Source organism: Paenibacillus radicis (ex Xue et al. 2023) (assembly GCF_024722015.1).
Lineage (GTDB): Bacteria > Bacillota > Bacilli > Paenibacillales > NBRC-103111 > Paenibacillus_S.
The window spans coordinates 235,675-260,693 of sequence record NZ_JANQBD010000003.1; the positions used below are offsets into that span (position 1 = coordinate 235,675).

General features: G+C 43.6%; 25 protein-coding genes. 2 read left to right on the forward strand and 23 right to left on the reverse strand.

The genetic code is table 11. The features are described 5' to 3' along the window. Positions 1-87: 87 nt before the first annotated feature. From NV381_RS05920 to sleB, 12 genes are all read right to left on the reverse strand, one after another. Positions 88-1,329, reverse strand: a complete 1,242-nt coding sequence (locus NV381_RS05920; RefSeq protein ID WP_258212343.1) for a competence/damage-inducible protein A — start codon at positions 1,327-1,329, stop codon at positions 88-90. A gap of 50 nt (positions 1,330-1,379) precedes the next feature. Further along, positions 1,380-1,958 (reverse strand): CDP-diacylglycerol--glycerol-3-phosphate 3-phosphatidyltransferase, encoded by a 579-nt coding sequence (gene pgsA / locus NV381_RS05925; RefSeq protein ID WP_171651551.1) that lies wholly within the window; start codon positions 1,956-1,958, stop codon positions 1,380-1,382. Further along, complete coding sequence (gene rimO / locus NV381_RS05930; protein WP_258212344.1) at positions 1,955-3,283, reverse strand: 30S ribosomal protein S12 methylthiotransferase RimO; 1,329 nt, start codon at positions 3,281-3,283, stop codon at positions 1,955-1,957. Before rimO ends, pgsA begins: the two co-directional genes overlap by 4 nt. A 144-nt stretch (positions 3,284-3,427) precedes the next feature. Next, positions 3,428-3,922 (reverse strand): YajQ family cyclic di-GMP-binding protein, encoded by a 495-nt coding sequence (locus NV381_RS05935; protein WP_258212345.1) that lies wholly within the window; start codon positions 3,920-3,922, stop codon positions 3,428-3,430. 193 nt (positions 3,923-4,115) lie between these two features. After that, on the reverse strand, positions 4,116-4,973 hold the full coding sequence (locus tag NV381_RS05940) for a helix-turn-helix domain-containing protein (protein ID WP_258212346.1): 858 nt from the start codon (positions 4,971-4,973) through the stop codon (positions 4,116-4,118). 39 nt (positions 4,974-5,012) lie between these two features. Beyond that, positions 5,013-5,777 (reverse strand): DUF3388 domain-containing protein, encoded by a 765-nt coding sequence (locus tag NV381_RS05945; protein ID WP_258212347.1) that lies wholly within the window; start codon positions 5,775-5,777, stop codon positions 5,013-5,015. Between the two features lie 110 nt (positions 5,778-5,887). Next, positions 5,888-6,724, reverse strand: coding sequence for a hypothetical protein (locus NV381_RS05950; RefSeq protein ID WP_258212348.1), 837 nt, complete (start codon positions 6,722-6,724; stop codon positions 5,888-5,890). Positions 6,725-6,889: 165 nt separating this feature from the next. Then, positions 6,890-7,147: a DUF3243 domain-containing protein gene (locus NV381_RS05955; protein ID WP_258212349.1), complete on the reverse strand. Its 258-nt coding sequence runs from the start codon at positions 7,145-7,147 to the stop codon at positions 6,890-6,892. A gap of 78 nt (positions 7,148-7,225) precedes the next feature. Next, complete coding sequence (gene ymfI, locus NV381_RS05960; protein WP_258212350.1) at positions 7,226-7,981, reverse strand: elongation factor P 5-aminopentanone reductase; 756 nt, start codon at positions 7,979-7,981, stop codon at positions 7,226-7,228. Next, a complete protein-coding gene (gene yfmH / locus NV381_RS05965) occupies positions 7,978-9,264 on the reverse strand; it encodes an EF-P 5-aminopentanol modification-associated protein YfmH (RefSeq protein WP_258212351.1) in 1,287 nt (428 codons plus the stop codon). Before yfmH ends, ymfI begins: the two co-directional genes overlap by 4 nt. Positions 9,265-9,266: 2 nt before the next feature. After that, complete coding sequence (yfmF, locus tag NV381_RS05970) at positions 9,267-10,550, reverse strand: EF-P 5-aminopentanol modification-associated protein YfmF (protein WP_258212352.1); 1,284 nt, start codon at positions 10,548-10,550, stop codon at positions 9,267-9,269. 88 nt (positions 10,551-10,638) lie between these two features. Then, on the reverse strand, positions 10,639-11,433 hold the full coding sequence (gene sleB, locus NV381_RS05975; protein WP_258212353.1) for a spore cortex-lytic enzyme: 795 nt from the start codon (positions 11,431-11,433) through the stop codon (positions 10,639-10,641). Between the two features lie 184 nt (positions 11,434-11,617). Between sleB and NV381_RS05980 the strand changes: the two genes are divergently transcribed. Both NV381_RS05980 and NV381_RS05985 read left to right on the forward strand, forming a co-directional pair. Continuing rightward, positions 11,618-11,833, forward strand: a complete 216-nt coding sequence (locus tag NV381_RS05980; RefSeq protein ID WP_258212354.1) for a hypothetical protein — start codon at positions 11,618-11,620, stop codon at positions 11,831-11,833. A 135-nt stretch (positions 11,834-11,968) separates the two neighbouring features. Next, positions 11,969-12,343, forward strand: a complete 375-nt coding sequence (locus NV381_RS05985) for a hypothetical protein (protein ID WP_258212355.1) — start codon at positions 11,969-11,971, stop codon at positions 12,341-12,343. 140 nt (positions 12,344-12,483) lie between these two features. Here NV381_RS05985 and NV381_RS05990 read toward each other — a convergent pair whose 3' ends face one another. The 11 genes from NV381_RS05990 to NV381_RS06040 all read right to left on the reverse strand — a co-directional run bounded on the left by NV381_RS05990 (position 12,484) and on the right by NV381_RS06040 (position 24,854). Then, positions 12,484-15,003, reverse strand: a complete 2,520-nt coding sequence (locus NV381_RS05990) for an FtsK/SpoIIIE family DNA translocase (protein ID WP_258212356.1) — start codon at positions 15,001-15,003, stop codon at positions 12,484-12,486. Between the two features lie 78 nt (positions 15,004-15,081). After that, on the reverse strand, positions 15,082-15,303 hold the full coding sequence (locus NV381_RS05995; RefSeq protein ID WP_258212357.1) for a YlzJ-like family protein: 222 nt from the start codon (positions 15,301-15,303) through the stop codon (positions 15,082-15,084). Then, positions 15,300-16,043, reverse strand: a complete 744-nt coding sequence (locus tag NV381_RS06000; RefSeq protein WP_258212358.1) for a ClpP family protease — start codon at positions 16,041-16,043, stop codon at positions 15,300-15,302. Before NV381_RS06000 ends, NV381_RS05995 begins: the two co-directional genes overlap by 4 nt. Positions 16,044-16,227: 184 nt before the next feature. Next, on the reverse strand, positions 16,228-17,904 hold the full coding sequence (locus NV381_RS06005; RefSeq protein ID WP_258212359.1) for a ribonuclease J: 1,677 nt from the start codon (positions 17,902-17,904) through the stop codon (positions 16,228-16,230). Between the two features lie 191 nt (positions 17,905-18,095). Continuing rightward, entirely contained in the window at positions 18,096-18,971 is an 876-nt protein-coding gene (dapA, locus tag NV381_RS06010; protein ID WP_258212360.1) for a 4-hydroxy-tetrahydrodipicolinate synthase, read from the reverse strand. 35 nt (positions 18,972-19,006) lie between these two features. After that, on the reverse strand, positions 19,007-20,224 hold the full coding sequence (dapG, locus tag NV381_RS06015) for an aspartate kinase (RefSeq protein WP_258212361.1): 1,218 nt from the start codon (positions 20,222-20,224) through the stop codon (positions 19,007-19,009). Between the two features lie 158 nt (positions 20,225-20,382). Beyond that, on the reverse strand, positions 20,383-21,423 hold the full coding sequence (locus tag NV381_RS06020) for an aspartate-semialdehyde dehydrogenase (RefSeq protein ID WP_258212362.1): 1,041 nt from the start codon (positions 21,421-21,423) through the stop codon (positions 20,383-20,385). A 31-nt stretch (positions 21,424-21,454) separates the two neighbouring features. Then, positions 21,455-22,051 (reverse strand): dipicolinate synthase subunit B, encoded by a 597-nt coding sequence (locus NV381_RS06025; RefSeq protein WP_258212363.1) that lies wholly within the window; start codon positions 22,049-22,051, stop codon positions 21,455-21,457. Continuing rightward, positions 22,048-22,947, reverse strand: coding sequence for a dipicolinate synthase subunit DpsA (gene dpsA, locus NV381_RS06030; protein ID WP_258212364.1), 900 nt, complete (start codon positions 22,945-22,947; stop codon positions 22,048-22,050). Before dpsA ends, NV381_RS06025 begins: the two co-directional genes overlap by 4 nt. A 217-nt stretch (positions 22,948-23,164) precedes the next feature. Continuing rightward, positions 23,165-23,611: a dUTP diphosphatase gene (gene dut, locus NV381_RS06035; RefSeq protein ID WP_419182246.1), complete on the reverse strand. Its 447-nt coding sequence runs from the start codon at positions 23,609-23,611 to the stop codon at positions 23,165-23,167. Further along, complete coding sequence (locus NV381_RS06040) at positions 23,604-24,854, reverse strand: M16 family metallopeptidase (protein ID WP_258212366.1); 1,251 nt, start codon at positions 24,852-24,854, stop codon at positions 23,604-23,606. The genes dut and NV381_RS06040 overlap by 8 nt, the downstream gene beginning before the upstream one ends. Between the last annotated feature and the right edge of the window lie 165 nt (positions 24,855-25,019).

The window sequence follows — 25,019 nt, forward strand, 5'->3', positions numbered from 1 at the left end:
AAACCGTAACAAAGTAGCTTTGACTTGTTACGGTGCTTCCGTAAATCTATTATATTACAATATGAACTCACAATACAAGAGTATTTTTTAAAGAAGCTTCCAAAGCTTGTATAAGGCGCTTTTGGCCGCACGCCATTTGATAGAGTCCCTGTTGCCGGTAAGCTGCAGCTGCTCGACTACGGTCTCCCCTTGCTTCCGAGCAATCCCCACATACACAAGACCAACCGGCTTGCCCTCCGAAGAATCGGGACCCGCTACTCCGGTAATAGCTACCGCGTAATCTGAATCGGCTTGTACCAGCATCTGCTCGGCTAATAGCTTGGCAGTCTCGCCACTGATAGCTCCGGGTGCTCCCGGACCTTCAAGAACATTCATAGGCACATTCAGCAGCTTATGCTTCAGCATATTGGAATAGCATATGATGCCTCCTCTATACACTGCAGAGCTTCCTGGAACCGATGTGAGCATGTTGCTGAACAATCCTCCTGTGCAGCTTTCCGCCGCAGCCAGAAGCTGCTTTCTGGCGCTCAGGATGCGCACAATTTCTTGCTCTAATGTTACATCTTCCGATGCATAGACAAATTGTCCCAGCCTGCTACGAATTTCAAGTTCAACTGGATCCAGCTTCAGGTTCGCCTCTTCTACCGAAGCCGCCCGAGTTGTCAAACGAATGGCGACCTCGCCTTCCTTGGCATAGGGGGCAATCGAAGGATCGGTCTGAGCTTCAATAAGATCCAGTAATTCATGCTCTAGTGACGATTCCCCGATACCCGCAAATTTAAGCATCCGAGAGTATAGAGGATGCACATGATTCATTTTGGCAGAGATCCATGGAGCGGCATACCTTTCAAACATCGGCTTCATTTCTTTAGGCGGACCTGGCAATAGTACATAGTGCGTTTGATCTTGAGTCAATGCAATTCCAACCGCAAGACCTGCATCATTGATTAACGGATCGCTATCTTCCAGCATCAGCGCTTGTCTGCGATTGCTTTCGACCATATGGATCCCACGCGTACTGAACATCGATTCTATTGCGTCCATTGAAGGTTGATGCATAATAATTTGCCGGCCGAGAAACGCAGCGAGCGCATCCTTGGTGAGATCGTCCTGTGTAGGTCCAAGCCCTCCCGTACAAATGATCAGATCAGCACGACTTTTGGCCGTTTGCAGCGCCTCTGTCAAGCGGCTCATGTTATCGCCAACAACCGTCTGGAAGTAGACGCTTACTCCTAAATCAGCACAAGATTGTGCCAGAAATTGTGCATTCGTATTCAGTATTTGCCCTAACAGCAGTTCAGTTCCAACCGCAATAATTTCCGCTTTCATATTCTCATCTCCTCTGAATAAAACAAAAACAATAGGAAAATCCTACTGTTTCATTCGTTAAAATTAATTACATGTTTGTTTTTAATAAAGTAATCAAAGCCTGAGTACAGCGTAATAATAGCTGCGATCCAGCTTGCGAACATATCGAACCTGAAGTTAATGAAGGCAAACGGAAAATTATTAATCAGTAGAGAGATGATCGCGGTAATTTGTGCAGCTGTCTTCCATTTGCCCCACTTGCTTGCCGCTATGACATGACCTTCCAGCAAGGCAATTTGACGCAAGCCCGTAACCGCAAATTCCCGGCTGATAATGACAATAACAATCCAAGCCCCTACTTTATCCATCTCTACAAGAGAGACGAGGACCGCTGACACCAATAGTTTATCCGCTAACGGATCAAGCAGCTTACCCAGATTAGTTACGAGCTTCCGCTTACGGGCAATATACCCGTCAAGACCATCCGTCCAAGCGGCAATGATGAAAATAAGCGCGGCAATAATCTGATTGTAGGTAATGCTGAATTGCTCAATGCGAATATGCGGAAACTTCACGTTGACCAGTAAAAAGAGCATGATAATTGGAACTAAAAAGATCCTCGCCAAGGTGATCTTGTTGGCCAGGTTCATGCCACAACCTCCCCAGATAAATCAAACTCAAACGAATGGGTAATACGAACTTTTGCTAATTCCCCAATTGCAAGCTGCGAACCTGTTACGAATACTTCCCCATCAATTTCAGGTGCATCATATTGAGATCTGCCAACATATACGTCATTGCGGCCATCATACTTTTCGATTAATACGTCTACAGTATGACCAATACGATTACCGTTGCGCAAATTAGAGATTTCCCTTTGAATTTCCATTAATGTGTTGGCACGGTATTCCTTCACTTGATCAGGCACTTGATCCGGCAGCTTAGCGGCAGGTGTATCCAGTTCCTTGGAATAAGCAAACACACCTAAACGATCAAACTGCACATCCTGAATAAATTGTTTCAGATTTTCGAAATCCTGCTCAGTCTCACCAGGGAAACCGACAATAAGTGAAGTACGCAATGATACATTAGGAATTCTCGCACGAATTTTCTCAAGCAAAGCTCTGGCATCCTGCTGTCTGCCCGGTCTTCTCATACGCTTCAATATGCTGTCTTCACTATGCTGCAAAGGCATATCGATATACTTGCAAACCTTCGGATTACTCGCTATTGTCTCAATCAACTCATCGGTAAAGAAACCTGGATAAGCATAATGCAGTCGTACCCACTCAATACCAGATACCTCTGTAATCTTATTGAGTAACGTAGGCAGCATAAAGCCGTCATATAAATCGGTACCGTAATTGGTGGAATCCTGAGCTATTAAGCTGATCTCTCTAACTCCTTGGGAAGCTAGTTGTTCCACTTCAGCTATTATAGATTCCATGCTCCGGCTGCGGAATTTACCTCTCATAATCGGGATACTGCAGAACGTACAGGCATTATCGCAGCCTTCGGCAATCTTCACATAAGCGGTGTACCGCGGCGTTGTAACCCTTCTAGGCAGTGGCTTGTCATAATTAAATACCGGGTTTCCAACCAGCATCGGTTTCTTCCCAGCTAACGCATCGTCAATGATGTCATTAATTTTATCAAAGTCACCTGTTCCAACAATACCGTCAATCTCAGGCATTTCCCTCATTAGTTCCTGCTTGTAGCGTTGTGTTAAACAGCCGGATACAATCAGTGCCTTCAGTTGACCTGTTTCCTTCAAATCAGCCATATCTAATATCGTATTTACCGATTCTTCCTTAGCGGCGTCGATAAATCCGCATGTATTAACAATGATAACAGTTGCATCTTCCTTATCACTCACCAGCTCGTAGCCACGTCCAAAAACCAATCCGGACATAATTTCGGAGTCAACGAGATTTTTCTCGCACCCCAACGTAACTACTTTTACTTTCTCTGTCATGTAACTTCCTCCAATATTTAAGCCTGCCTCTAATAGTATCAAGTATAATACAACGGACTGAATAGTGTCAAAAAAAGAACCTGTGCAAAAAGCAGCATTCATGCTCCCGCAAAGGTTTTCATTACTTATTGTCGATCTACAAAATCAACGAAAATTTAAGAATTGCAGTTCCAGAGGAATATCCTCTTTCCTAAGCAATTGGATTATTTGTTGAAGATCATCTTTATTTTTCCCTGTAACCCGAATCTGATCACCTTGAATTTGGCTCTTAACCTTCAATTTGGAATCGCGAATCAGGATATTAATTTTTTTGGCATTATCTTGGTCTATACCTTGCTTTAGCTTGATTCTTTGGCGTACGGTTTGTGAAGATGCAGGTTCAACTTTGCCGTAATCCAGGTTTTTCAACGATATTCCGCGTTTAGCCATCTTTGAATACAAAATGTCCAATACATTCTGCAGCTTGAATTCGTCATCGGAAACAATGACCAGTTCTTCCTTTTCGATGGCGATTTTGCTTTTGCTGTTTTTAAAATCGAACCGGGTGCCTATTTCTTTTTCAGCTTGATTGATCGCATTGTTTAATTCCTGCATGTCCATCTTGGACACAATATCAAAAGAACTTTCTGCGCTACTCATGGCTACACTTCCTTTTTCTTCATAATTCTGCAATCCTATTGAACCCTAGGAGTCTATCCGACGAAGGCACCTTCGTGAATATTTCTTCATTACTTGGCCTTCTAGATATTACCTAACATAATTTTCTAATATAATAACATAAAAAGACACCGCCAGCCAACGCTTGGGGTGTCTACAGTCGCAGTCGTCACAATCAAACCTTTTGCAAATCGATTTGAATCCGTTTAGCGTTAGGTGTATCTCCGACCTGTACCAAAGTTCCGTTCACCGTTAGTTCAATGGCGTTGGAGCGGCCAAAAATGAGAAATGCTGAGTTAGCTACCTCCCAGGTTTGAGATTTCCCATTAGTATAGGTGCCTTGCTCAACAACCTCTCGATTCTGCCCTAATGAGTCTATCTGGACCCAACATGCCTCACCTGTTACTTTCATTTGAATGGTCAGTTTATCGGCATTGGAGACGGAATAATAATCCGTACCGCTCTGACTCTTCACGAGCTTAACTTCGATTTTGGGAGCAGGGGGAGGTGTCGGAACCGGTGCTTCAGGCTTCTTCTCGGTCAAGGACACTGATGCGCTTCCGCTATTTAAATTGGTCGAAGGGTCTAGCTTTTTGTCTGTTACCCGATTAGGTTCATCAGTAGGCTTAGCATCATTCGGATTCCCCGGATAATGCATATTCAAATAGTAGTAAATAATCCCTAATATAAGTACTACAAAAGACACCATCATAACATTAGAAGCCCACTTACCGATTTTCTCGGTATTGCGGCGCGTTCGCTTGCTGCGGATTGGTTCGATGAGCTGCTCCTGCTCATGTGCCGGTATTACATTTTGATATAACCGCAATACTTCATTTGGATCCAAGCCCACCGCTTCGGAATAGCTTTTTATAAACGCTCTCACATAGAAAGTACCAGGCAGTATCTTGTAATTCCCCTCTTCAATTGCCTCTAAATAACGCTTGCGGATTTTGGTTGTTTCCTGCAGGTCATCCAGCGAAATTTTATTCTCCATCCGTGCTTTTCGCAACAGTTGGCCAAGATCGGACATATTCTCACCCCTTTTCGATGCCGTCATGATGTGCTGATTTTAATAATCTCCAAAACCGTTGGTAAAGGTTTCGTACGAAATCTCTTCATCTGGATTATTGCGCAATTCGACTATGTAATCGAAATGATCATATGTATATTCGGATTCACGAATAAAAATATCCGGATGCTCAATTACCTTCGTAGAAGGCATACTCATGATCTCTTGCAGCAAGGTGTGATGCTTTTCGTTTGATCGTATAGTCGAAACTATACCATCGATAATAAACACACTGTTCGCTGACATTTCATCCTCTGACAATTGACTGCGGACCGTCTGACGCAATAATGTTGATGAAACAAATGTCCAACGCTTGTTAGAGCAAACGCTCCCTGCAATAATGGACTCGGTTTTGCCGACTCGAGGCATCCCGCGCAGCCCCACGACCTGATTGCCTTCACGTTTGAAAATTTCGCCTAGAAAGTCAACTAATAAACCAAGCTCGTCGCGAGTAAAACGGAATGTTTTGCGATCATCAGAGTCACGTTCGATGTAACGGCCGTGACGTACAGCTAAAATATCAACCAGTTTGGGCTCACGAAGAGCTGTTATAGTTATATTATCCACTTTTCTCAACATTTTACCCATTAAATCAATTTTTTCATCATCATTGGTTTGCAGGAGCATGCCGCGAGTGCGGTCTTCAACCCCGTTAATGGTAACAATATTAATATCAAGCATCCCCATTAAGGATGCGACATCCCCTAGAAGACCGGGACGGTTCTTGTGAATTTTGTATTCCATGTACCACTGCTTTGTTTCCATTTTTACACCCCATAGTAATTTTAAATGATCATCTATATTTTATTGTAATAGTTTACGAAAATATTCTACAAATTTCGATAAATTCCTTCTGCATGTCAGGAAAAAGATTATTATGGCTTAATAACCGTAATTTCTTCGTTCTGATAAGCTTGTAAGCCCGGTGTCCATTGCTTTTTCAACTGGTTCAATACAGCGGTCATTACGAATTCCCATTGTACATTAATAGTGGTTGCGGAAATATTCATGATCGGTACCTGCAAAGCTTTCATCCGCTGCAATACAGTCGCTTCCAATGGAGAATAAACAACTAACCAATCTGGACCATGCTGTCTGACTTGAGATTGAAATGGCGGGTACCATCCTTCGGCATCAGACAGGGATATATACTCCGCTTCCTCTGAAGGCGCCCATATCGAGGGAATAGGATTGGTAGAGGTTGTGACCCACTCCAATCTTTTACCTATGACTTGCTGCTGCTTAACCCATTCCTGCCACTGTTTCTCTAAAAAACCTTGCCCTGTCTGCTTCCACACAATATGCTCGCCACTGATAGGCACCGTGGACTGTGAAATGGCATCATCCAGCAAAATCCATTTTTTATCCGCCAATGCAGCAGCTTGAGTGGCTGCCTGCGAAGTGAGCGTGTTGCCTATAACGATTATGTAATCATAAGGCGAAGTTTTTATTTTCTCGACCAGCGGATTCTCAATCGCAGCTACATTAGGTAACCATTCAAATGCTATGTGATTAGTATCTCGCCATGCAAGCAGCGTTTTTTGAAATAAAGCTGCTGTTGACTCATTTAAACCGGGAGTTGTTATTACCAATACTGATTGTTTGGATTGTAGTAATTGAGGATTTATTGTCGGTATATTTTTACCGCATGCGCTAATAAATAAAACCAAACAAATAATCATCAACCATCCTGCAGGTTTCATCTTAATCAAACTTCTCCAAGCCGCCTTTCATCATCCTGTTTACCCTACATAGAGTTTTCATAAAATTTAAGACTATCCATATAAGTATACCATGAAAACCAGGGAAAAGCCTCCCGAGCAGGAGGCCAAAGAAATGCAAGGTATTAAATTTAATAACAATCGCAATTTGTAAAATTAGGATATCCCAGGTGTTACAAGCTTTACCATAAGGCGCGCAATAGTTTTCTTCTCATTCTCATCGGCTACATCCCATAGTTCCTTCAATACCCGTTCTTCTTGGTTCTCGGGATCAACCTTATCCGAAAGAAATTCTCCGATTTGGACGGCCAATTTATTAATCGTTTCATCCTTCATACCGGCATTTTCAGCTTGCTGCACACGCTCATTCAAAAATTCTTTCCATCGGTCAAACACCTTCAACACAGTTGCCATATTGATTATGCCTCCCTAGAAATGAAGTTGTACTACGAATACTAATGTTCACTAAAAGGGAGGGAAATATGCAGATGGTTAGGTAAGCCATCCGCCATTAGGGCTTATGATTTGACCGGTAATGTATCCGGACTCTGGTAATGCCAGAAAGTACACCAGCGAAGCGATTTCATCCGGCTGTCCAAGGCGGCCTGCAGGAATTTCATTTTCTATCGCCGCTTTTTCAGAAAGATCAAAATTAGCCATCATCTGTGTGTCCACAGCACCGGGAGCTACTGCATTCACAGTTACATTCGATGGTGCAAGCTCCTTCGCCAAGGCTTTGGTAAAAGCATTAACCCCGCCCTTGGCTGTTGAATAAGCGACCTCGCAGGAAGCACCTGAAATGCCCCAGATAGAGGATACATTAATAATTCTACCGTATTTTTGCCGGATCATCGGTCCCATAAATTGCTGTGTGGTTAGAAAGGTTCCTTTCAGATTAACGCTCATCATGTCATCCCATTGCTCTTCGGTTACATCCGACAGCAGACCATATTGGCTGATTCCAGCATTGTTAACCAATATATCCGGTACCATTTCATGATGGCTCAGCTTTTCCTGAAGCCGCATAATTTGTTCCTTGCTTCTCAAATCAGCAGTTGCCGTAAGCACCTTGGCTCCATGCTTCATACAATTTCTTGCCGTTTCATTAGCAGCCTCATGCGACTGCAAATAATGAATAACCACATTCATCCCAACCATGGAGAAGCGCTCGGCTATGGCTGCACCAATGCCGCGGCTCCCCCCCATAATCAGAACTGTTTGCTCAGTGAAGGGTCTAGGTTTATTCATTTCTGCTCACTTCTTACGATTGATACAGCAAGCTGATTCCAGTCAAAATGCTTCTGAAGCACTTTATTCACATCTTCTATTTTCAGCTTCTCGTAAACAGGCAATATATCGAATAAGTCGATATCCTTAAACCTGTATTTCGTAAACTCATTGGCAATCGCTTCGGGTGAATTCAAAGATCTCATGAATCCGCCTATTTTCTTTTTCCGGCTTCTTTCAAAATCTGCAGCATCGATGCCCTTAGCTTTGACAAGATCGATTTCCTCGCAGACTCGGGAGATGAGTTTCTCCGGATCCTTGGTATCACCGCCAAGCACAGAGAACGCATAATTTTCTCCGATATTATACTCACTGCCAAAGCTGTCAGAAATGAGCTGCTCATCATACAGCTTTTGGTAAATGGTTGAGCTTGGGCTTAGTAAAATATCCAGCAAAAGCTTCATCGTTAGTTCGCGCTCAAGAAGCTCCTTGCCTTTAGCCGTTTGCTCAGGCTCCTTGCAGCCAAATAAACATTTGGGTAATGAAACGGGTAGTAAAGTAACCTTTTCCTTTTGCTTGACACCAGGTGGCTCTGATTCGAAATGCCTTATGATAGTGCCTTGCGGCTTATAATCCTTAACGGCTTGATTTTGTTTGACCAGCTCCATAATTTCCTCAGGCTTCACTCCACCCACGACAAAAAGGCTCATATTGCTTGGGTGATAGAAGGTGTGGTAACAATCGTATAGAAGCTCCTTGGTTATGTGGGAAATGGACTCTACCGTTCCGGCAATATCTATATGTACCGGATGTTTATGATACATCGTTTCGATCAAGCCAAAGTAAGAACGCCAATCTGGATTGTCTTCATACATCTTGATTTCTTGACCGATAATCCCTTTTTCTTTCTCGACATTTTCATCGGTAAAGTAAGGATTTTGGACAAAATTCAGCAAGGTTTGCAAATTGTCGTGGATATCCTCGGTTGCTGAAAAGAGGTAAGCCGTTTTATCAAAGCTTGTGAAAGCATTGGCTGAAGCGCCACGCGAAGCGAACACTGAGAAAATGTCTCCTGTAGGTTCCTCAAACATTTTATGCTCCAGAAAATGCGCAATTCCGTCCGGCACCTTAATTTCCTGAGAGCCTTCTACTTGAAAGTGATTGTCAATTGAACCGTATTTGGTTGAAAAGGTCGCATAGGTTTTGGAGAAGCCTTCTTTGGGAAGCACAAATACAGACAATCCGTTAGGGAGCTGCTCCGCATATAAAGTTTCTTTCACATGGGGATATGGAATCACCTTCATGTCTATTCTCCTCCCTTCCGGTCGCGCAAGAAGTAAATCGTATCGAGCTTAACCTGTTTGGCAACCTCTTGAATCTGTGATTTCTCCGTCGAAACGACATCATCAATTAAAGCCGGAACCGTACGTTCAACTCCAGACAATATATTGTTAAAATCAAATGAAATGATCTCGAATGCGGAATCCTGCAGTTCTCTTAAATGCCCTGTAATCATCGCCTTTGTTTGCTGCATTTCAGTTTCGCTGATATCGCCGGCAATCATGGCGTCCAACTGCTGGCGTATTATTTCAACCGCTTTCTCATATTTATCCAATTCGATGCCGGACTGGATAGTCAATATGCCCTTATGTCCATCCAAACGTGAGGATGCATAGTAGGCAAGACTGGCTTTTTCCCGAACATTAGTAAACAGCTTCGAGTGTGGATAACCACCCAGGATGCCGTTGTACATGAGCATGGTAGGATAAGTCGAATCCGCATAGGTTGTATTCGTTCTGAGACCCATATTCAGCTTGCCTTGATTGACATCCAGCCTTTCAACAACCTCGCGTACATCGCTTACTTGATGGTGCTGCACTTTGGCTGTATAGCTGCCTGCAGCTTGGCGCTGCAAACTGAAGCTGTTCTCGATTAAAGGGAGTACTTCCTCTAGAGTCGTCTGTCCGACAATGTAGACATCAATAGGTGAAGTTTGCAGCCACTGCTCATAATTAGCGTATAAGGAATCCGCCGTAATTTTCTGTAAAGCATCGATATTACCCAACGGATGCAGCCTGTAAGGCTCTTGCTTGCACATTTCCTCCACACATCGTTCAGCAGCATATCTAATTTTATCGTTGATGATTGATTCAATTCGTTTCTGCAATGTGATTTTCTCTGAGGCAATGTATTTATCCACAAAACGGCCATTGCTCAAAGCCGGTTTCGTAATAGCTTCGCCGACAAATCGGATGCCTTGCTGCAGCAGCGAATCCTTACTGCTTACGAAATGATCCTGAATCAAGTCCATGCGGAATTGAACCATTTGGTAATCGCCGCGTTTGTAAATATCAAAGCCGAAGCCTGCACCATATAAATCGTCCAGCCTCTCTCTGAATTGCTTGGTTTCCGGATAAGTTTGGGTTCCACGGCGAAGCACAAACGGAATGAAGGCAGTTGGTGTTACTGTTTCCTCCCCTAGCGGAGTACCGATGTATACCGATATGGCATACGTTTTAAATTGATCCGTGGGCAATACATGGACACGAATGTTACCAATCGCTCCGCGTTCAAATTGGATGTTTTTCAAAGGGACATTGCTCCTTTCCAGATCTACAAATCCATTATATTCCTTTGGAAACAGAAGAAGCAACCGCAAGGGTTGCTTCACGCTAACCTTATTTACAAAATATATGCTTCCCGATCTGCTTTACCTGAGGCCGGCTCCATATCCATGCGGACGTTGCAGTTTCCGGATTAAAATAATATATGCAGCCGCCCGATGGATCCATACCATTCAATGCTTCCTGTACTGCTTTTCTTGCACTTTCATTAGGGGTTAGCCATATTTGACCGTCTGCTACCGCCGTAAAGGCGCCAGGCTGGAAGATGACTCCAGAGACAGTATTTGGAAAACTGGGAGATTTTACTCGATTTAAAATAACTGCTGCAACAGCCACCTGACCTATATAAGGCTCTCCACGAGATTCGCCGTATACTGCGTTGGCCATCAGCTTTAGATCCTGCTCCGACAGCCCCATATTGCTGGAAGGGGCCAAATTTCCATTGTCTGAAGGGGCTGTCGAGCCTCCTGACGATCCCGCTGAACCTCCTCCACCTCCACCAGAGGTTGAGGGCAGCTCGCCCGCAGTTGGCTTATATTCTTTCGTCGCTTCCCACAGCTTCAATTTTGTTTTAGCACCCAAAATACCATCAACTTTTAAACCAAATTCCGACTGAAACCATTTTAAGGAACGCAGTGTATTATAACCAAAATCACCATCCACTTCATTTTTGTAAAATCCCAAAAACTTAAGACGGCCTTGCAGCTCATAAACATCTTTGCCATTTTCACCGTATCTAACATCATTCTTACTGAAGGTTTGCTCTACATCAAAATGGTGCTTGATTTGGTAACCCGAGAATAAAACAAAAATCAAACAAAATGTAATTAACACCAACCGCTTGTTCATCAATGGATACTCACCTTTCTTAACTGCATATTGGTAACCTTTTTAAGGTTATTATGAGAAAGGAAGGGCGCTTCTATTCAGATAATGCTGATAAAACAGCTTACTTAGGATCATCGCTTTTCCAATTGTGAAATCACACTGTCCACTACCCAGAATATACTGAGAGAAATGGGGTGTGAAGTGTATGAATAAGCTGGAGCATATTCTATTTTTAATTGTCATTTATGTATTATTTGTTATTTCTTGCACCATTATTTGGTATACGGCCTTGCGATTTTTTCTTCCTGCTCTCCCCTTTAGAATTCCCTTGTCTGTATCAAACTCTGTGCTGACTATCTTTATTGCATTCCCGCCAAAATCAACATTAAAAAAAATGCAGGAATCCGATGACGATGATTAAAAATATGGAAATAACTTGAACTTGGTGCTTCCTTTTTATTTCACAGCCTATTCATAGGCCTATTTCTAAATGCCAAGCTTCAAGCTTCACTTGGGAAGCATACGCTGTGTTATCTTACGAAAAGGCGGTAATCCAATGGCATATAACCCACATGGAAATCCTTATAATCAGTACCCTTATCCACATCCACATCCTTACCCTCATCCATATAACCCCTGGTATCATCAGCAATGGCAGGGTGGCTGGAACGCCGGTCATACAGGACATGGCTGGCAAGGAGGGCATGGCGGTTGGCAGGGCAATACAGGCGGTCAGCATGGGCATGGCGGCTGGCAAGGCAATACAGGTGGTCAGCATGGGCATGGCGGCTGGCAAGGCAATACAGGCGGTCAGCATGGGCAAGGCGGTTGGCAAGGCAACACCAGCGGTCAGCACGGGCATGGCGGCTGGCAGGGCAATAGAAGTCAGAGCAATAGAAGCCAAGGCGGTAATCGTTCGAAGTCAAAATAGCAAGCAGTGTCATAAGGAGGAGAAGTATTTCGCTTCTCCTCCTTGCAAGGCTAGTTTCACTCACGGCTATCCGCTGAAAACTTATCAAGTCTGATATTAAAAAAAGCATACCGTCGACTTCAGACGGCATGCTCCATATATTAAGAACTCATTCTATCTTGATATTGTTCCAGTGAAACTAACACCTCGCGCGGTTTACTTCCCTCATAAGGACCTACAATACCCTTCGCTTCCATCGAATCAATTAATCTGGCTGCTCTAGTGTAGCCTACACGCATACGACGTTGAAGCAGGGATACCGAAGCCTGCTTGGCTTCCAAAATAATTTGAACCGCTTGATCATACAATTCATCTTCAACTTGCTCTTGTACTTCAGGCTGCTCTTCGATCTGCGGAACCATATCCTCAACATAGTTCGCCTGACCTTGCGTCCGCACAAAATTAACAACCGTTTCCACCTCGTTATCCGATAGAAAGGCTCCTTGGACGCGTACGGGCTTAGATGCTCCCATAGGCAGATAAAGCATATCGCCACGCCCGAGCAGCTTTTCAGCTCCTACCATATCGAGAATAGTTCTGGAGTCGACTTGTGAAGAAACCCCGAATGCAATTCTGGATGGAATGTTGGCTTTAATTACACCCGTGATAACATCTACGGATGGTCTTTGTGTGGCGATGATCAAATGAATTCCGGCAGCGCGTGCCATTTGGGCCAAGCGGCAAATCGCATCCTCAACATCGTTGGCCGCGACCATCATTAAATCGGCTAACTCATCTACAATAACAACGATGTAAGGAAGCGGAGCTCCTGTCTGAGTTTCCACAAGCATATTATTGTAGCCTTCGATGTTCCGCGTACCACTCTTCGAGAAGAGCTCGTAACGCTTTTCCATCTCAACAACAACCTTTTTTAACGCTAAAGAAGCTCTTCTAGGATCCGTTACAACAGGCGCAAGCAAATGCGGAATGCCATTGTAAACATTCAATTCAACCATCTTAGGGTCAATCATAAGAAACTTAACTTCATCGGGCTTAGCCTTGTACAAAATACTCGTAATAATCCCGTTTATACATACAGATTTTCCTGATCCAGTGGCACCTGCTACAAGCATATGCGGCATACGCGCCAAATTACCGACAATAGGCTGTCCAGAAATATCGCGGCCAAATGTGATAGACAGCTTGGAGCTGGACTCTTGAAAAGCTCCGCTTTCCATCACTTCACGCATAGTGACAATAGACACTTCCAAATTCGGTACTTCGATCCCAATTGCCGATTTTCCAGGGATTGGTGCCTCCATCCGAATGTCTTTAGCAGCCAGAGCAAGAGCGATATCATCCGTCAAACTGACGATTCGGCTAACTTTAACACCTACATCAGGCTGAATTTCATACCGCGTAACTGATGGGCCACGAACGACTTCCAACACTTTGGCTCTTACGCCGAAGCTTTCCAAGGTCGCTTCCAGCTTGCGAGCTACCGCTTTATAATCCAACGAATCAGCACCCTTGCCAAGATTCGGCTTGGATAGCAGATCAAATGAGGGAAGCTCATAAGGTAGAGCAACCGGTTTATTATTGATCGTGAAATCCTCTACAGCGCCAGAATCATCATTGGAAGGCTCGGCATTTGCATCAGGAGCTGACTTTACAACATCCGAACCTTTGCTTTGCGTTGTTGATACCTCATGCTGAACATGCTCCTGAAAGTCACGTATAACCGGAATCAATGGCTCGGGTTCCACCTCTCGCTGGAATACCAATTGTTCTTCTACAGGAGGCTTAGCCATTGTTGGTACCTTTACTTCCTCTTCAATCTCGTCACTGCTTTTCACTGCTTCAATTTCACGATCAACAGATTGTTTGGGTTGAAGCAAGTCATAAAATAAAGAGCGCTTCTTGCCATCCTTCTTTATTTTACGCTCCGGTTTTAATGTTTCCTCATCAAATTCGCTCTCATCTGGAATATAAGGAACCATAGTTTTTTTCTTTATATTCGGTACAGCCGCTAGTTTCGTTCTTCTTTCTAGTATTTTACGTTTTATGTACTGAGCCAGCAATGAATCGGAAAACGACTGCTTCCCTTTTAGCTTCTCGATCAGATCCACAATAGATATACCTGTTAACAATATAAATCCGATGACTAGCAAGGTATATTGAATCAGCTTAGCCCCAATATTCGCGAATAAGGAATACAAGATCGCATATAAAGAAGCCCCAAGCATTCCCCCGCCTACTTCATTAGTAAGGATGGCTTGCCCTTTGTCCGTCGCTTTAAGCCCGTCTACCATACTGCTCCATGACTGACTCATTATCATGCCAGCTGTAAACTTGCCTTTCGGATAAAGCTGCTCAAACAAGCTAATATGGCTCATCATCAAGAGTGCTAAAAGCATTAGGAAAATTCCAGCTTTGCGGGATGTTTTCCATGTCGGCCATTGGCGCTTCACCATTACATACAGACCCACATAAATGAAAATGAGCGGGAAAATGAAATCCCAGGAACCTATCACAAAACGAAACAAATAAGTCAAGGCCCGGGCCACCGGTCCTTCCCTTGATAAAGCAATGATGGAAAGGGTCAGAATGACAATCCCATACAGTTCATACTTCAAATTGGTTCTAATTGCTGCTTTGGCTTTCTTTTTTGGTCTTGCCACACGGCTCACCCCCCAATTCAAAATTATACCATACTTTGGGGATCAACTTAACTAGGCTAAAAAAATCAGACCTTTGAACTAGCTAACCGGCTGAAATTCAATTATACGCCCTGGGCTATATTGCGGATTTAAATAATCTTGCGGGTTACAGCTCGTAATTCGGACAATCGTTGCTTGAGTTGAGTTAAGAGGCTGAACCTGCATCATAATTCCATTCATTACTATTTCGACACTGGTTACCTCCATCTCTTCTATTCCCTCCATAACGACTTCCATAGGCAGCACTGTATAGTGAATCATTGTACCATGCCTCCTGTTCCCGCATTTCGTCTTACTTCAATCTGACGGTTTAATTCACGTATGGCATCGCCTACTCCACCGATTGCATTGATTAAGCCATATTTGACCGCATCAATGCCAATAACTGTAGTCCCTATATCCCTTGTCAGTTCCCCTGTTTTGAACATTAACTCCTTGAGCTTTTCCTCTGTTACGCGTGAATGACTGGTGATGAAGCGAATGACACGCTCCTGCATTTTATCCAAATACTCGAATGTTTGCGGCACGCCTATAACAAGCCCATTAAGACGGATAGGATGAATGGTCATCGTTGCCGTCTCGGCAATTATAGAATAATTAGAGGACACAGCAATTGGAACACCGATGGAATGCCCTCCCCCAAGTACAAGTGTAACGGTTGGTTTGGAAAGAGTCGCAATCATTTCAGCTATAGCTAAACCTGCTTCTACATCACCGCCAACCGTATTCAATATAATAAAGACCCCTTCAATTTTTGGGTTTTGCTCAACAGCCACAAGCTGTGGAATCAAATGCTCATATTTGGTTGTTTTGTTTTGTGGAGGCAGCACCAAATGCCCTTCCACCTGTCCAATTATCGTCATGCAAAATATGTTGGATTCCCCTGCTGGAGTAGCTGTTTGTCCCAGCTGCTGTATCGTGTCAACCACCGTGCTTCTTTTGTCATCGGGACCTGTTAATGGTTGGTTAGGTTGTGGATCCTGCTGTTTAATATCAGTCATTATAAATTCCCCCTGTTCATCCGTTTTTTCATCTCCCCTAGTATGGTTTTATCGTGCAAAATTATACAAAAAAACCACCTTATCAGCGACTAAAACGCCTAAAGGTGGTTCCTTTTATCGGAATCAATGGTTAATAACATTAGCTATTTATTAAGGTTTCAAGCTTTCGACTGGTGGTTTTGGATCATACTTCCATAATGATAGGAAGGATCATAGGTCTTCTTCTGGTTTGTTCATATAAAAATCGTCCAAGTGCATCTTTCACATGAGTTTTTAATGAAGCCCACTCATTTACATTCTCACTCATCAAACGATTCAGAGTGTTGGTTACAATACGGTTAGCTTCATCCAGCAAGCCTTCGGATTCTCTTACATATACAAAACCTCTGGAAATAATATCAGGCCCGGATAAAATAGCACCGTTTTGTTTGCTTAAGGTAACCACAACAACTAGTATGCCATCCTGAGACAGCAGCTTGCGGTCCCGAAGTACAATATTGCCTACATCCCCAACGCCCAAACCATCAATTAAGATATTACCCGCAGTTACCTTCGAGCCTTTACGAGCAACGCCATCCAGAACTTCCACGGTATCGCCATTATCGACAATAAAAATATTCTCTTTTGCGATCCCAACGGATTCTGCTAGCTGTCCGTGCTGGCGAAGCATCCTGTACTCACCATGAATCGGAATGAAATATTTAGGCTTCATTAAATTCAACATAAGCTTGAGCTCTTCTTGACTTCCGTGTCCGGATACATGCACGCCTGTAATCGATCCAGGACCGTAAATTACGTGTGCTCCGATTCTCATCAATTCATCAACGGTTCTGCCGACATAACGTTCATTACCAGGAATAGGCGTAGCTGCAATAATAACTGTATCCCCCGGTAAAATATCAACCTTGCGATGTGTAGATCTTGCCATACGGGTCAAAGCCGACATAGGCTCGCCTTGACTTCCTGTGGATAAAATAGCAACACGGTCTGCGGCCATTTTATTCACTTCCTCAGGCTCGATCAGCATACCGTCTGGAATACGTAAATATCCAAGCTCGCTTGCAATAGATACAACATTAACCATGCTGCGACCTATGACAACAAGCTTTCTACGAGTTGTTTCCGCTGCGTCAATAACCTGTTGAATACGATGGATATTGGAGGCAAAAGTAGCAATAATAACACGCTGCTTCGCTTTCCGGAACACTTCCTCAATCTCCGTGCCAACGCTTCTCTCAGAGCCTGTATAACCTGGACGCTCTGCATTCGTACTGTCAGATAACAAAGCGAGTACACCCTTGCTGCCGATTGCAGCCATACGGTGTATATCTGCATATTGTTCATTTACAGGGGTCTGGTCGAATTTGAAGTCACCTGTATGGACCACATTACCTTCAGGAGTTTCCAAACATACACCAACCGAATCAGGAATACTGTGATTAGTTTTAAAGAAAGTAGCCGTCATGCAACCAAGCGGCAATTCCGTCTCTGAGGAAATCAAGATCCGTTTCGTCTCTCCCAGCAGATTGGCTTCCTTAAGCTTCGTCTCAATCAATCCTAGTGTAAGCTTGGTACCGTATACAGGAACGTTGAGGAATTTCAATACATACGGAAGTCCACCGATGTGATCCTCATGTCCGTGAGTAATAATAATTCCTCTAACTTTGTCCCGATTTTCTGTTAGGTAAGTGATATCAGGGATAACAATGTCAATTCCGAGCATGTCCTCTTCAGGAAACTTAAGACCACAATCAATAACAACAATATCGTTAGCATATTGCACGACATACATATTTTTTCCGATTTCACCCACGCCGCCCAGGGCAAAAATCGAAAGCTTATCTATATTTTTCTTAGACAATTTAGAAATACCTCCTATTTAAATTTGACGACGAATTTTTATATGAACCATTAACCAAATCCAAAACCGCACCAGTCACTTGCCACCATTATACCCGATCAAAAACTACAATTACAAGTAGTCACTTCTACCGTTATTGTCCCTAAAAAAATAAAACCGATGCTTATAGAACGCACCGATTTTGAGTAAACTCATTCAAACAAGGATGCTATGAATAGTCCTTCTTCTTCGGTAACATTCATTAATGGCAATCGTAATCCGCCTACTTGCATCCCCTTCACATTCAGGGCATGTTTAACTGCTGTAGGATTAGGAACGCGATGAGGACATTCAAACAATCCTTTAAAAATAGGATGGAGTTTAGCATGAATTTGCGCCGCTTCGCGAACATTCCCTTGTAAGTAACAGTTTATCATATTTTTCATATCTTTTCCAATCACATGACTGGCGACACTCACAATGCCATAAGCCCCGATAGATAAAACAGGCAATGTCATATTATCTTCACCGCTGTATACCCGGAAGCCTTCAGCAGCTCCATTCACAATTTGTGTCAACTGATCAAGATCAGCGCAATCTTTAGTTGCCACAATGTTAGGTATGTGTGACAGACGAATCGTTGTATCTACATTAATGTTTATCCCCGTACGACCAGGTACATTATACAAAATACAAGGGATGGTGACGGCTTCGGCTACCGCTTTATAATGCTGGTATAAACCTTCTTGAGAAGGGCGGTTATAATAAGGAGCTACAAGCAAAAGAGCATCCACGCCTAGCTTCTCGGCTTCCCTGGATAAATGGATGGAATGGGCTGTGTCATTACTTCCGGTTCCCGCAATAATTTTGCAGCGCCCGTTGGCATGCTTTACAGCAAATGCGAACAACTGAAGCTTTTCTTCCTCCGTAAGTGTTGGAGATTCCCCTGTTGTTCCACAAATTACCAAGCTGTCGTTGGCCTGTTCCTCAATTAAATAATCTATCAGCTTTCCTGTTTGATCCCAATCAATTTGTAAATTGGCATCAAAAGGCGTCACCATTGCCGCAATCAGTCTTCCGAAATCCACGACAAACTCCTCCTACTCTTTTATCAATAATTTACTTATCGGTATAATTGAAATTTCTTGTGCAGTGCGCGGACCGCATCAGCCATATCCTGCCCTTGAACAAGAACCCAAATCGTTGTATTAGAATCCGCAGATTGCAAAATCTGTATATCTTTCTCCGTCAACGCTTCGACAATATGCGCCATAATGCCGGGGACACCGTTCATTCCACCGCCAATAATAGAAACCTTGGCGCAATGCGAAGCGATACTCGGTTTATATCCAAGCTCAGTTAAAATGTTTACAGCGTTCTTGGCCTCGTGATCAAAAACCGTGTAAACTACTCCCGCAGGATTTACATTAATAAAATCAATACTAATATGATGTTGAGCCATCGCTTTAAAAACTTTCAGCTGCAGGTCGTATATGCCTTCTCCTGCGCTCACTTGAATTTGAGTAATATGCTCAAAACTGGCTATTCCTGTAACGCTTCGATCCTGAATCCTGTCCTTTTCACCCGGGATTGCTTCCGCAACGGTCACTAGAGTGCCAGGGTCCTTACTAAAGGTTGAGCGGACACGAATAGGAATCATAGCATTCATCGCGACCTCAACAGCCCTAGGATGTATCACCTTGGCTCCGTGATGAGCCATATTACATATTTCCATATACGTCACTATGGGCAAACGTCTAGCATCTTCCACAATGCGAGGATCCGCCGTCAAAATGCCGTTTACATCAGTAAAAATATCAACAATTTCTGCCTTTAGAGCAGCACCTAACGCTGTAGCTGAAGTATCACTGCCACCTCTGCCTAAAGTCGTAAAGTCATTGCCTTTAGTCTGGCCTTGAAATCCCGCAACAATGACTACTTTTCCTTGATCTAGCAGATCCAAGATCCGCTGCGGTTGAATAGAAACAATTTGGGCGTTTCCAAAATCGTCATTGGTCGTTATACCCGCCTGCGCTCCGTTTAATACGGTTGCAGTAATGCCCTGCGCATTAAGTAAGCTGCATAGCGTCGCAGCAGAAATCAGTTCCCCGCAGCAAAGCAGCATATCTTTCTCTCTGGCAGGCAATTGATTGCCATTCTTGCTTATCATATCAAGCAATGTATCTGTTGCATAGGGCTCGCCTCTTCTCCCCATAGCCGATACTACGACAACTAGCTTGTAGTTTAGTGCTAATGCGTCTTGGATGTGTTCTATGACATGTGCTCTTGCTTCGACAGTGGAAAGGGACGTGCCTCCGAATTTCTGTACCAGAATTTTCATGAGGGTCCCTCCTCAGGGCTTTCGTAGAAAGCCTTCTTCGTAAGCGCAATCTCGAGCATCCATAGGATGCTTGCTGCATAAGCATATACTTGGCTTTCGTAAGCGTATGCTTCAAAAAACACAAGCCAGGCTTCCCTACTCAGGAAGCCCACTTGTAATTACTTCTGTTCAATGGCGATATATTCCGCTATTTGTACAGCGTTCCAAGCTGCGCCTTTTAACAAATTATCCGAAACAATCCACATGTTAAGAGCTTTAGGATTACTTAGATCCCGGCGTACCCGCCCTACAAATGTTTCCAATTTGCCGGCAGCATCAGTAGCCAGCGGATATTGTTGTTCTGCAGGATTATCCTGAAGGATAATACCAGGGGCATCTGCTAACAGCTGCTTTACTTCTTCAACATCGAAATCCTGTTTCAATTCAACATAAACCGACTCCGAGTGACCGTAAATAACAGGTATGCGAACGCAAGTAGCCGTTACTTCCAATGAATCATCGCCCATGATTTTTTTAGTTTCATTGATCATTTTGATTTCTTCATAAGTGAAGCCATTGTCAGTAAACTTATCGATTTGAGGGATCGCATTAAACGCTATTTGATGTTTAACTGGAAGAGCTCCAACCGGCAAAATTTGTGGTTCAACCGGGTTGCCTTCTAAAATTTCACGAGATTGGCGAAGCATTTCATCAATAGCACGCGCTCCCGCACCGGAAACTGCCTGGTATGTGGAAACGATAATGCGTGAAATCCCGTAACGATCATATAAAGGCTTTAAAGCTGCGACCATTTGAATCGTGGAGCAATTCGGATTTGCAATAACTCCCTTATGCTCGTTTATTTTATCAATATTAACCTCAGGAACGACAAGTGGAGTTTCCGGATCCATCCGGTATGCACTCGTATTATCGATACATACAGCACCATGTTTGATAGCGTGAGGAATTAATTCCAAACTTACGCTACCTCCAGCACTGAACAATGCTATATCAATACCTTTGAAGCTATCAGGAGCTGCCGCTTCCAGAGTTATCTCTTGTCCTTTAAACTGCAGTTTACTTCCAGCGGAACGCTCGGAAGATAAAAGCTTCAATTCATTAATGGGGAAATTGCGTTCCTCTAACAAACGTAAGATTTGTTCTCCTACAGCACCTGTTGCTCCAACAACAGCAACATTGAATAATTTTTGATTCGACATCTGTTCGTCTCTCCCCTATGCGAAGTAATCATTATTGATAATTGAACCGTTCAATAACCATAGGTTGAAGCTGTTTCCCTTGAAGGGCCGCTTCGCAGGTTTCCATAATCAAGTCCATACGGGCAACCAAGGAATTTGGCTTCGCCGTTGGTGCATCTTGACCGAACGGAACAAAATAAATGTTTTTGGTAATTAAAAGCTTGCTAATATTCATTGCATTCAAACCAAGACCATCATTCGTAGAAATTGCCAATACCACTGGACGGTGGTTGCGCATCTGTGCTTTAGCGGCCATCAAAACCGGACTTTCAGTCATGGCATTCGCCAATTTACTAGTTGTATTACCTGTACATGGAGCTATTGCAAGCACATCCAACAATTTGCTCGGACCTAACGGCTCTGCATCAACAATTGAAGAAATAATATCATTCCCTGTAATCTCTTTCAACTGTTTCTGCCAATTTTCTGATGTACCGAAGCGCGTATCCGTAGTAAGTATTGTATAAGAAACGATAGGAACCACATGGGCTCCAGCGTCGATAAATCGCTGTATTTGCGGCATCGTCTCAGCAAACGTACAATGGGACCCTGTCAAAGCAAAACCAACTGTCTTTCCCTGCCAATTCATTCCACATTCCTCCTCTGTCCTGCATCCTCAAGAATAATTCGACTCAAGGTATCAGCGATGATGCGACCGGCTGTTTTCGGCGCAACAATTCCGGGGAGTCCTGGAGCGAGCATCGCTTTGATTCCTCTTTTTTCTGCAAAACGAAAATCCGTTCCGCCTGGCTTAGAGGCCAAATCAATGATCACTGCACGATGTGGAATATTGGCAATAATTTGTGCTGTGACTATCATAGACGGAATTGTGTTAAAAAGCAAGTCAATATTAGCTGTTTGATTGTGTAAATCCTGTGTGTAAAAGGGCGTAAACCCCATCTCCCAAGCACGCGCATAGTACTCGGGTTTGTTGACGCCTACCTTCACCTTTGCCCCCAGTCCTTGCAGTGTACGTGCCAAAGTAATCCCCGTTCTACCAAACCCAAGCACCATAGATTGCGAGCCGTGTATGGTAAAATCCGTATTTTGAATCGCCATCATTATGGCACCCTCTGCCGTCGGAATAGAGTTATAAATGGCCACATCATCCCGATCGAAGAGCTCAACAATTGGAATCGAATACTTCGCACCCAAATTGCGCAAGTAAGGTTTAGCCATTCCTGTAAAAATTTTAGCGTGTTTGGGCAATGCTTGGATATGTGCATCTGTCAAGCGAAGCTCCGATGTCGAAAAGATACTTTCCACATTACCGTGATCATCCGTTCCTACCGCTGGCAAAATCACCGCATCAAGCCCTTCAAGAGCCTCAGGACTCAGCTCGGACCTCGTAATTCCGCTGAATTGATTTTGCAGATTATCAAACCCGATCAAGATGACGGAAGCATCCAGCTCGGAGCATTTATAAATGACTTCAAGCTGCCTGGCATCGCCGCCGATCAAAGCCACTTGAATTCCTGTAAGCATTCATTCTCACCTCTTTCTAATCGCAATCCATAACTCATACTATGCTCTCGCCCAATAATGGGTTACTTCGCTCGACAAAGAAACGGCTGCACAAACAACCGATTGAAAAAAACAAAAAGAGCACTTCCCGCTTGCTGCTGCAAACAGAAAAGTGCTCAAAATTAATTAGATATTCAGTTATCTTAAACGATCTACAAATGTTCTCAAGCAAGCATTGTTATTTAGTACCGGTATGACCGAAACCACCTGCTCCACGGTCCGTATCCTCAAGTTCATCAACTTCGATTAGTTGAACCTTAGGAACCTCCTGGAATACCATCTGGGCAATTCGCTCATTTCTTTTAATAATGAATGATTCCAAGCCGTGATTGATAAGCAGCACCTTGACCTCGCCGCGATAATCCGCATCAATCGTTCCCGGTGAATTTAAAGCGGTAATTCCATGCTTCAGCGCTAGCCCGCTCCGAGGACGAATCTGTGCTTCCAGCTCGGGGGGCATTGCCAATGAGAAGCCAGTCGGGATAAGCATTCGCTGACCTGGATTCAATTCCACTGATTCTGTAACAGCGGCATAGAGATCAAAGCCGCTTGCCAGAAGCGACATTTTTTGTGGCAGCTGTATATCTTCACTACCTGGCAAACGCTTGATTTGAACATTATACAAGTTGATCCCTCCTGAAGCCATCGATCACATCTGCTTTTTGACCCACCATGGCTAGTGCAAAAGGGGTTGATAGCATCTCTTGTGTCAACGCTTGAATGTGATCGAGTTCTACACTCTCAATACGTTCTATGATCTCATCCAAGCTATAATGTTTGCCGAGCATCAGCTCGTTTTTACCCAAACGGTTCATCCGGCTGCTCGTGCTCTCCAAACTGAGGATCAGACTGCCTTTCATCTGCTCCTTGCCTTTTCTAAGCTCGCTTGCAGTGAGCCCTTCGTTTTTAAGTTCGCTCAGCAGTTCCATAGTTACATTCAGCACATCCGCCGTCTGCTTGGGTGCTGTACCTGTATAAATAGTAAACATACCGCCATCCTGGTAAGACGTGTGGTAGGAATACACTGAATAAGCCATGCCACGTTTTTCTCTAATTTCTTGGAATAATCGCGAACTCATTCCGCCGCCGATAGCATTGTTCAACAAGACCATTGCATATAAACGATCATCTTTAGCAGACAGACCTGGCAGTGACAGACAAATATGATTTTGCTCCGTTTTCTTCTCATGGTATTCCAGATTACTGAAAAAAGTAGGTGCAGCGAACGTTTGTTCAGTACCATTGTTTTGAAAGCTTCCAAAATGCTGTTCCATTAAAGCAAGAATGGAATCATCTACATTGCCGGCAATAGCGATGACCGTGCTCTCGATACTATACTTCTCTTTCATGTACTGACGCAGTGTATTTGAGTCCATAGCCGTCAGGTTTTGTTCGGTTCCAATGATTGTATAACCTAAAGAATGGTCTTCAAACGCAGCTTTAGCAATTAAATCATGAACCATATCATCAGGTGTGTCCTCATACATGGATATCTCTTCGAAAATGACATTCTTTTCTTTCTCAAGTTCAGTTGGATCGAAGGTCGAACGGAAGAACATATCAGCCAGCGCCTCAACCGCTATAGGCAAATGCTCATCCAGCACCTTGGCGTAGTAGCATGTATACTCTTTTGACGTAAATGCGTTGACATTGCCTCCAATGCCATCAAACAATTCTGCTATATCCTTGGCGGAGTACTTATCCGTCCCCTTGAACAGCATGTGCTCGATAAAATGTGAAATACCGTTAATCTCTCTGCTCTCATTACGCGAACCTGTTTTCACCCAAATCCCAAAGGATACGGAGCGGCAAGTTGGAATAGGTTCCACGATGACCCGCAGCCCATTGTTCAAGGTATATTTATTCAATGAAGGGAGCCTCCTCGGAAAATCTCGTTATGTATCAATTTTGTAAAAATCATCTTCGAACTGCTTCGATCTGAAGCTTTTCTTTAAATATCAGAATGTGCTTGTTTTCAGCGAAGCTGAATCATTCTGATATTGCAAGAAAAGCAACTGCTTAGACACGAATGT

Bases quoted from the DNA above. Each gene is read 5' to 3' on its own strand.
- NV381_RS05920 (WP_258212343.1), bottom strand. From the start codon at position 1,329: ATGAAAGCGGAAATTATTGCGGTTGGAACTGAACTGCTGTTAGGGCAA.
- pgsA (WP_171651551.1), bottom strand. From the start codon at position 1,958: ATGAACCTGGCCAACAAGATCACCTTGGCGAGGATCTTTTTAGTTCCA.
- rimO (WP_258212344.1), bottom strand. From the start codon at position 3,283: ATGACAGAGAAAGTAAAAGTAGTTACGTTGGGGTGCGAGAAAAATCTC.
- NV381_RS05935 (WP_258212345.1), bottom strand. From the start codon at position 3,922: ATGAGTAGCGCAGAAAGTTCTTTTGATATTGTGTCCAAGATGGACATG.
- NV381_RS05940 (WP_258212346.1), bottom strand. From the start codon at position 4,973: ATGTCCGATCTTGGCCAACTGTTGCGAAAAGCACGGATGGAGAATAAA.
- NV381_RS05945 (WP_258212347.1), bottom strand. From the start codon at position 5,777: ATGGAAACAAAGCAGTGGTACATGGAATACAAAATTCACAAGAACCGT.
- NV381_RS05955 (WP_258212349.1), bottom strand. From the start codon at position 7,147: ATGGCAACTGTGTTGAAGGTGTTTGACCGATGGAAAGAATTTTTGAAT.
- ymfI (WP_258212350.1), bottom strand. From the start codon at position 7,981: ATGAATAAACCTAGACCCTTCACTGAGCAAACAGTTCTGATTATGGGG.
- yfmH (WP_258212351.1), bottom strand. From the start codon at position 9,264: ATGAAGGTGATTCCATATCCCCATGTGAAAGAAACTTTATATGCGGAG.
- sleB (WP_258212353.1), bottom strand. From the start codon at position 11,433: ATGAACAAGCGGTTGGTGTTAATTACATTTTGTTTGATTTTTGTTTTA.
- NV381_RS05980 (WP_258212354.1), top strand. From the start codon at position 11,618: ATGAATAAGCTGGAGCATATTCTATTTTTAATTGTCATTTATGTATTA.
- NV381_RS05985 (WP_258212355.1), top strand. From the start codon at position 11,969: ATGGCATATAACCCACATGGAAATCCTTATAATCAGTACCCTTATCCA.
- NV381_RS05995 (WP_258212357.1), bottom strand. From the start codon at position 15,303: ATGATTCACTATACAGTGCTGCCTATGGAAGTCGTTATGGAGGGAATA.
- NV381_RS06000 (WP_258212358.1), bottom strand. From the start codon at position 16,043: ATGACTGATATTAAACAGCAGGATCCACAACCTAACCAACCATTAACA.
- dapG (WP_258212361.1), bottom strand. From the start codon at position 20,224: ATGAAAATTCTGGTACAGAAATTCGGAGGCACGTCCCTTTCCACTGTC.
- NV381_RS06020 (WP_258212362.1), bottom strand. From the start codon at position 21,423: ATGTCGAATCAAAAATTATTCAATGTTGCTGTTGTTGGAGCAACAGGT.
- NV381_RS06025 (WP_258212363.1), bottom strand. From the start codon at position 22,051: ATGAATTGGCAGGGAAAGACAGTTGGTTTTGCTTTGACAGGGTCCCAT.
- dpsA (WP_258212364.1), bottom strand. From the start codon at position 22,947: ATGCTTACAGGAATTCAAGTGGCTTTGATCGGCGGCGATGCCAGGCAG.